This window comes from Pontibacter qinzhouensis (assembly GCF_008017455.1).
Classification (GTDB): Bacteria; Bacteroidota; Bacteroidia; order Cytophagales; family Hymenobacteraceae; genus Pontibacter; species Pontibacter qinzhouensis.
Map to the genome: position 1 here is coordinate 1 of NZ_VRTY01000178.1, position 5579 is coordinate 5579.

3 protein-coding genes are annotated in these 5579 nt (G+C 47.8%); all 3 read left to right on the top strand.

Annotation, left to right across the window (positions count from 1 at the left end; translation table 11 throughout):
• Window positions 1-650 precede the first annotated feature (650 nt).
• The 3 genes from FVR03_RS23620 to FVR03_RS23630 all read left to right on the top strand — a co-directional run bounded on the left by FVR03_RS23620 (window position 651) and on the right by FVR03_RS23630 (window position 5323).
• Complete coding sequence (locus tag FVR03_RS23620; RefSeq protein ID WP_147924241.1) at window positions 651-1883, top strand: Glu/Leu/Phe/Val dehydrogenase dimerization domain-containing protein; 1233 nt, start codon at window positions 651-653, stop codon at window positions 1881-1883.
• Between the two features lie 556 nt (window positions 1884-2439).
• Window positions 2440-4107, top strand: a complete 1668-nt coding sequence (locus FVR03_RS23625) for a hypothetical protein (protein WP_255474379.1) — start codon at window positions 2440-2442, stop codon at window positions 4105-4107.
• Between the two features lie 187 nt (window positions 4108-4294).
• Window positions 4295-5323 carry a LacI family DNA-binding transcriptional regulator gene (locus FVR03_RS23630; RefSeq protein ID WP_147924242.1) on the top strand — a complete coding sequence of 343 codons (1029 nt, stop codon included), beginning with the start codon at window positions 4295-4297 and terminating at the stop codon, window positions 5321-5323.
• The last annotated feature ends 256 nt before the right edge of the window (window positions 5324-5579 follow it).

Here is a 5579-nt window from a genome sequence, read left to right on the forward strand (position 1 = left end):
TTCTCCATGTAAATAGCTCTATTTCAATCAATTTACAGCTTTCTTAGCCATTAAACAAGTGCCTAATTCATTAGAATAATTTGGTTGGTGAAGTCAGTGTGCTGATCAAAAGATTTGAAAATGAGTTGGTAAGGACTCGCAGCATGTGCAGTTTCTGCAATCGTCTACACAAAGCAGACCAAAAGCCATGGTTCTCCTGTCATAACTTTTATGATGGTCGCGCTATAGTGGTATATTTTCAGAACCAGTCTAACAAACTCTTATACGTGCAAGAGTAGTAAGATAAAAAGAGGTAAAGCTAAATTTGCTTCTTAATACCTTTATGTTCCGCTATTAATAGACTGCGGCAAAACTTCTCGATATTTGATTCTTATTACTGATATTACGCAGCAGCATAGCCTATGGAAGGACATTGTTATTCCAACAATCTGATTTGTCACAAGCCTCGCAGTTGCTGTGAGTGTTTCATTTCGGAGAGCTGCTACTGGTCCCTCAGAAGCTCGCTGGAGCTGCGCACGCTGTGAGGTCTTGGCCGCTCTGTTTCCTGGAATGCATAGCATAGCAGTTTAGCCTGATTCGCTGGTGCTAATAATTAAGCAATAGTGCGTAACATCAGGTACTAAAATACCGCATAACCTACAACTACCTACATGAAAGACCTTTTATCGAAGTTTGAGCACAAGCGACCTGAAATAGTATTTGAATGGAAAGACCCGGAAACAGAGGCAGAGGGCTGGGCCGTGATAAACTCGTTGCGTGGCGGTGCTGCCGGAGGCGGAACACGCATGCGCAAAGGACTCGACCGGCGCGAAGTAGAGTCGCTGGCTAAAACCATGGAAGTAAAGTTCACGGTGTCTGGTCCGGCCATAGGAGGTGCCAAATCCGGCATTAACTTCGACCCGGCTGACCCGCGCAAACGCGGCGTGCTGGAGCGTTGGTACAAAGCCGTAACCCCATTGCTAAAGAGCTACTACGGCACCGGCGGCGACCTGAACGTGGATGAGATACATGAAGTAATTCCTATAACAGAAGATTACGGACTGTGGCACCCGCAGGAGGGCATCGTGAATGGGCATTTCCAGGCAACAGAACCACAGAAAATTAACAAACTGGGGCAGCTGCGCCAGGGAGTAAGTAAAGTGATCGAAGACATTCATTTTACGCCCTCCATCGCTCACAAATACACCATTGCCGACATGATTACCGGGTATGGTGTGGCCGAGGCAGTGAAACATTATTACCAGTTATGGGGAGGCGAACTAAAAGGCAAGCGCGTTATTGTGCAGGGCTGGGGGAACGTAGGAGCAGCCGCAGCTTTTTACATGGCGGCCAATGGTGCCAGTATTGTCGGTGTTATAGACAGGGTAGGTGGTTTGCTCCAGCCAGCCGGCTTTTCCTTTAAGGAGGTGCGGGAACTGTTTTTTAACCGGCAGGGCAATGTGCTCAACCCGAATACGGAGCAGTTACGCTCTTTTGAAGAAGTAAACGACAAAATTTGGTCTATGGGAGCCGAGGTGTTTTTGCCGGCAGCTGCCTCGCGCCTGGTTACTCGGGAGCAGGTGCAGCAAATGATAGCGGCCGGCCTGGAGGTAATTTCCTGCGGAGCCAATGTGCCCTTTCAGGATACCGAGATCTTCTTTGGTCCTACTGGCGAGTTCGCCGATCAGCACGTGTCGGTTATCCCTGATTTTGTTGCCAACTGCGGCATGGCGCGCGTATTTGCCTACCTGATGGGAACCGATGTGGAAGTAACCGATGAGGCTATTTTCTCGGATGTTTCTTCTGTTATTCGGGAGGCCCTGAAAAAAGCTCATACTAAAAACAGCCTTCGCACAGAAATAGCCAAAGCCACCTTCGAAATTGCCTTAGCAGAGCTTGTATAAAGCTGCCTTATCGGTAGCGCAAAATAGAATTATTTGAATGAAAATGCCCTTCCGAAGGATTTTTAGCAAAAATATGTCAAGGGTATGCTAAAAGACAGCGCCACAACTTTTTAGAATTTGTGTTATTTTTTGTACAAATCATGAAGAGTGTGTGTCGTGATGCGTGTGTCGTTTTTCTCAAGATGATGCAAGTCCTGATTCCGATAAGTTACATTGGCTTCTATAAAAAGAATAGAAGGCATGTTAAGCTCCGGGTTCCTCCAGCCGAAATCAAGGCCGAAGTTAAATGATTGTGGGCATCGTGTGCGATATGTCGTATATTGTGATCTTAAATCTTATTTAAAAATCGTTTTTGCAGCGCAAAAAATGAAATTTAAACATGGTCTTGCATAAAAAAAGAGGAAGCAAACCCTCACAGCGTCTTCAGCTGGTCCACTACAACGTTGGGCCGCTGAAGGCGCTGTCATTGTTTTACCCGATTCGGATTTTGGAGGTCTTCAAGAGCAGATACAGCTAAAGAACAGCGCCTTCCGTTTAAATATATTACACCCTTGATATGAAATTTGTAGTTTTTCTGACAAGCTTTTTTTTACTGTTTTTTTGCCTCCACTTGCCTGGTTCTGCGCAGGAGTGGCAGTGGTCGGTGGAGTTAGATAGTGTTACCGCTCCTGAGACAAACCGCCCTCCCCGCGCCTTTCTCTGGATACCGCCAAAGTGTAAAAGGGTACAGGCAGTGGTGGTAGGGCAGCACCACCTGCTCGAAGAAGGTATTCTGGAGCATCCTGCCTTCCGGAAAGAGATGGCCGACCTGGGTATAGCCGAAATATGGGTATCGCCTGCTGCAGACCCCGTTTTCGATTTCGAAAAAGGAAAAGCCGGAGAACAGTTCAGCAGCATGATGAAGGCACTGGCAAAAGTATCGGGTTACCAGGAGTTAGCCTATGCACCTGTCGTGCCTATCGGTCATTCTGCTGCAGCCTCTTTCCCCTGGAACTTCGGCGCCTGGAACCCCGACCGTACGCTGGCTATGCTCTCTATAAAAGGCGATGCCCCACTTTCAGATAAGACAGGCAGTGGCCGCCCGAACCCCAGCTGGGAAGACCGCAGCATAGAAGGTGTGCCCGGGCTGTTGGTATTGGGCGAGTCTGAGTGGCAGAAAAGCCGTTTAGCCCCTGCGCTGGCCTATCGCGAAAAACACCCAGCCGCACCCATCTCATTGTTAGTAGATGCCGGGCATGGGCATTTCGATTATTCTGATGAGTTGGTCGCTTACCTGGCGCTGTTTATCCGGAAGGCAGCTAAACTTCGCTTGCCCTCAGGTGCTCCGCTTGATGAGCCGTTTCCGTTAAAGCCGGTAGATCCTGTGCAGGGGTGGCTGGCCGACCAGTGGCAACCAGATACTACCGCTCAGGCCCCTGCTGCTCCTCATGGTAGTTACACCGGAAAGCCTGAAGAAGCATTTTGGTATTTCGATAAAGAAATGGCAGCGGCAACAGAGCGATATTATGCGCGCACGCGAGGTAAAAAGCTTCAGCTGCTGGGCTTTGTGCAAAACGAAAAAGTGCTTCAGCAAAGCAAAAAACAGGAACAGGTGCAACTGAAATTTATTCCTTTAGAAGATGGTCTAACTTTTACGGTAGGAGCAACCTTCCTCGATTCTGTGCCAGCCGGCAACCAAACCTTGGCTAAAGGGGCAAAATTATCGGTTGGAACACCGCTTGGTCATGCCGAAGGTCCTGTTAAGGTTTCGCGCCTGACAGGACCCGTGCAGCAGGTGGGGCAAGATACCTTCCGGATAAGCTTTAACCGGATGGGCCTCGACAACCCGAAGCGCTCCAACGATATCTGGTTCCTTGCCAGCCACCCCGGCGATGAAACTTATAAAAGTACGGTGCAACTGGCGAACCTTAAAATTCCGCTGCAGCACCAGGAGGGAGCCAATCAGAAAATTCAGTTTCCGGAAATAAAGAACCAGCGGGCGAACAAAATAAAGAAAAGCACACTTATGCTGCAGGCATCTTCTACAGCCGAAGTACCAGTTGAGTTTTACGTGCGCGAAGGCCCTGCAGTGGTAATAGGCAACGAGCTTCGGTTCACCAAAATTCCTCCGCGCAGCAGGTTCCCGATTAAAGTAACGGTTGTAGCCTGGCAGTACGGCCGGAACACCGAACCCAAGCTAAAAACTGCAGCGCCAGTAGAACAGGTTTTTTATATCGTGAAATAAATGCAGTTAAGGATCTGCTAAGCCGGAGTCTAATTTACAACTGGCCGGTAGTGATAAGCAGTATAAATACGCTGAATCGATTTAGCTATTAACCATTTCTATAGCGGAGGTAGAAGCTATTTTCAGGCTGCTTAGAAAAGCGCAAGGCAGTTTACGAGGTAGGTATAACCATGTATTTAGCTGATTTATGAAAAAGGTTTCTTTAAAAGATATTGCAGAGCGGTTAAATGTGTCTAAAACCACTGTCTCTTTTGTGCTGAACGGAAAGGCTAAGGAAAACCACATTAGTGAGGCCATGACTCAGAAGATCCTGCACTATGCCAAAGAGGTAGGCTATATGCCCAACCAATTGGCAAAAGGCCTCCGCACCGGCGAAACCAAAATACTCGGCGTGATGGTAGAAGATATTTCCGACCCGTTTTTCTCCAGCATCACCCGCACTATTGAGGAGCAGGCATATCAAAAAGGCTATAAAATAGTTTACTGCAGTACCGAAAACGATCCCGTTAAAACAAAAGAGCTACTGGAAGTTTATAAAAGCAGGCAGGTCGATGGCTTTATCATCGCCCCACCTCCGGGTGTGGAGCAGGAAGTGCAGTCGTTACTAGATAGTGGGCTGCCGCTGGTGCTGTTCGACCGCTACTTCCCAAACATTCCGACGGCTAATGTAGTGGTCGATAACCTGGCTAGCGCTCACCGTGCGGCACAGCACCTCGTGTTTAACAACTACCGCCAAATCGCCTTCATCACGTTAGATTCGGAGCAGAACCAGATGCAGGAACGGTTAACTGGCTATATGAAGGCTATGGATGAGAACGAGCAGAAGCATCACATCCGGAAAATACCATTCGACATGCCTTACAGCCAGGTTGTTCAAACCATAGAGGCATACCTGGGGCAGCATCCATTTATCGACGCTGTTCTATTCTCTACAAGTTACCTGGCCGACGGTGGCCTGGAAGCCATCAAGAACCTAAATCTCCGGATACCGCACGACATGGGCGTAGTGGTATTTGATGATGAAAAACTGTTCCGGCTTTTTACGCCCTCCATTACAGCCGTAGCACAGCCCATTAAAGAAATAGCCTCTACAGCCGTTGATCTGCTGCTGAACCAGATCACTAGCGGGCAGAAGCAACTTGTAAACAAAACAACTATCTTACCAGCTACCTTGCTGGAACGCGATTCTTCTGTTGCGGCTTTAGCGAAGCCTTAGTTACAAGACAAACGACTTTTATTTACTTAATGGATTTTCCGTTCCTTAGGGAGAAAATGATCAAATGTTATTGTGTAAATAATTTTGGCCGAGTACTTATAAATAGATATAGCTCTTTATAAAAGAGTAAATAACGCAAGGTCTCGGAGTTAAACCAGCCGATAAATTATCCCAAAGGCCCATCCGAGGGAAAGCAGACGACCTGACCCTTGACTGAAAAAGAGCAAAAGCCCTTCCGGAGGCTGATTTCATTGGA